The organism is Micromonospora tarensis, assembly GCF_016803395.1.
GTDB classification, from domain to species: Bacteria; Actinomycetota; Actinomycetes; order Mycobacteriales; family Micromonosporaceae; genus Micromonospora; species Micromonospora tarensis.
Genome location: NZ_JAEVHL010000477.1, coordinates 1 through 1,766 on the forward strand (window position 1 = coordinate 1; position 1,766 = coordinate 1,766).

Annotated in this window: 3 protein-coding genes; all 3 read right to left on the minus strand. The window is 76.2% G+C overall.

All coding sequences use genetic code 11. The annotated features are described in order from the left end of the window. Nucleotides 1-927, minus strand: a 927-nt coding sequence (locus tag JM949_RS35705) for a serine/threonine-protein kinase (RefSeq protein WP_203152441.1), incomplete at its 3' end; no start/stop codon positions are given. Nucleotides 928-1,058: 131 nt separating this feature from the next. Then, nucleotides 1,059-1,262, minus strand: a complete 204-nt coding sequence (locus JM949_RS35710; RefSeq protein ID WP_203152442.1) for a hypothetical protein — start codon at nucleotides 1,260-1,262, stop codon at nucleotides 1,059-1,061. Nucleotide 1,263: 1 nt separating this feature from the next. Next, on the minus strand, nucleotides 1,264-1,766 hold a 503-nt coding region (locus JM949_RS35715), incomplete at its 5' end, for a substrate-binding domain-containing protein (RefSeq protein WP_203152443.1).

Genomic DNA, 1,766 nt, shown 5'->3' on the forward strand with positions numbered 1-1,766 from the left:
CGGGGCGGCGGCGACCGGCAGCGGGTGGGCCGCCGAGCGGTCGATCAGGGTCGGCGGGTGCGGCGCCGGTGTGCGGCGCAGCAGCTCGGTGGGGGGTTCGACCGGCTGGCCGGCGCCGAAGCGGCGGGCCAGGTGCGCCGCGCTCGGCCGGTCCGCCGGGTTGGCGGCCAGGCAGGCGACGGTCAGCTCGGCGATGTCGGCGGGTAGGCCGGGCACCCGCAACGGCGGCACCGGAGTGCCCCGCCGGTGCACCTCCAGGGCGTCCTCCCAGCTCTGCACGGGCAGCGGCGCCTGGCCGGTGAGGGTGCGGTAGAGCAGCGCGCCGAGGGCGTACACGTCGCTCGCCGGGTCGGGCGGGCCGGAGCGCAGCCGCTCCGGCGCGAAGTAGGCGGGTGTGCCCATCAGCGGTTCGCCGGACTGGCTGTCGAGCCCGCCGAGCGCGGCGATGCCGAAGTCCAGCACCTTGGCGCCGGTGTCGGTGAGCATGACGTTGCCGGGCTTGACGTCGCGGTGCACGACACCGATCCGGTGCGCGGCGGCCAGCGCGGCGGCGATCTGCCCGGCCACCCGGACCCCCTCCGGCCAGGGCAGCGGCCCGGTGCGCAGCCGGTCGGCCAGGTTGTGGCCCTCAACGAGCTCCATCACCAGATAGGGCACCACGACACCGTCGGAGAGGGTCGCCTCGGCGTAGTCGTACACCTGGGTCACGTGGGGGTGGGTCAGCCGGGCCGCCGCGCGGGCCTCGCGCTGGATGGTGGCCCGCAGCTGCGGGTCGGTGGCGAGTTGTCCGGCGAGGACCTTGATCGCGACCGGCCGGCCGAGCACCTCGTCGTCGGCCCGCCACACCTCGGACATGCCGCCGAGACCGATCCGCTCGTGCAGCACGTAGCGGTCGTGGAGGCGGAGGGTGGGCATGAACGGTGACATGGCTTCACCAGTCTGCCTGGCCGCACCCCGTTCGACCACTCTGCGTGCCCGACCCGGGACCGTTCGTCACGTCCGTGCCGAAATGCGCCCCGGGACGGGCCCGGCCGGTGGTCGGCCACGCCCGTGGTCGGTCAGGAGCAGCGCGGAGCGGCCGGCACCGGTCGCGGCTGGATCCGGTCGGCGAGCCGGTGCAGGGCGACGGCGGCGGCCCGCCGGGTCGACGTGAGCAGCGCCGGCCGGGCGCGCTCGACCTGGACCGGGGCGTCCGGCCGGGCCGAGTTGACGTGGCGGTTCATCGCGTCGAGCGCGGTGACGTATCCGGTGGGAAGTTCCATGTCATCTCCTCGGAACGGGGCCGGTGGAACGCCGGACGACGAGCGTGGTGGGCAGCAGCACGTGACCGGCTGCCGCGTCCGCCGGTGGGTCGAGAAGGAGTTCGGCGGCGATGCGGCCCTTCTCCTCGGCGGGCTGTCGGACGGTGGTGAGGCCCGCCGTGGCGGCCTCGGGGACGTCGTCGAAGCCGGTCACCGAGACCGGCGGGTGGCCGCCCGGCAACTCGGCGAGCGCGTCGAGCACCCCGAGAGCGAGCACGTCGGAGCCGGCCAGCACGGCGGTCGGCGGCGCGGGCCGGTCGAACAGACCGGCGACGGCGGCGGTCGCGGCCTGGCGGCTGTTGCCCGCGGCGTTGAGCACTGTCAGGTCGGCCCAGTCGACGCCGACCTCGGCGAACGCGTCGGCGAACCCGGCGAGCCGCCCGTGGGTGGTGGGGTGCGGCACCTGGTCGACCCCGGCCAGGCGCAGCGGGCCGGGCGGCGCGTCGGGCAGCACCGAGTCGGCCA

What these genes read in the sequence shown, in the direction of transcription:
- JM949_RS35710 (WP_203152442.1), bottom strand. Translation starts at nt 1,262, where the DNA reads ATGGAACTTCCCACCGGATACGTCACCGCGCTCGACGCGATGAACCGC.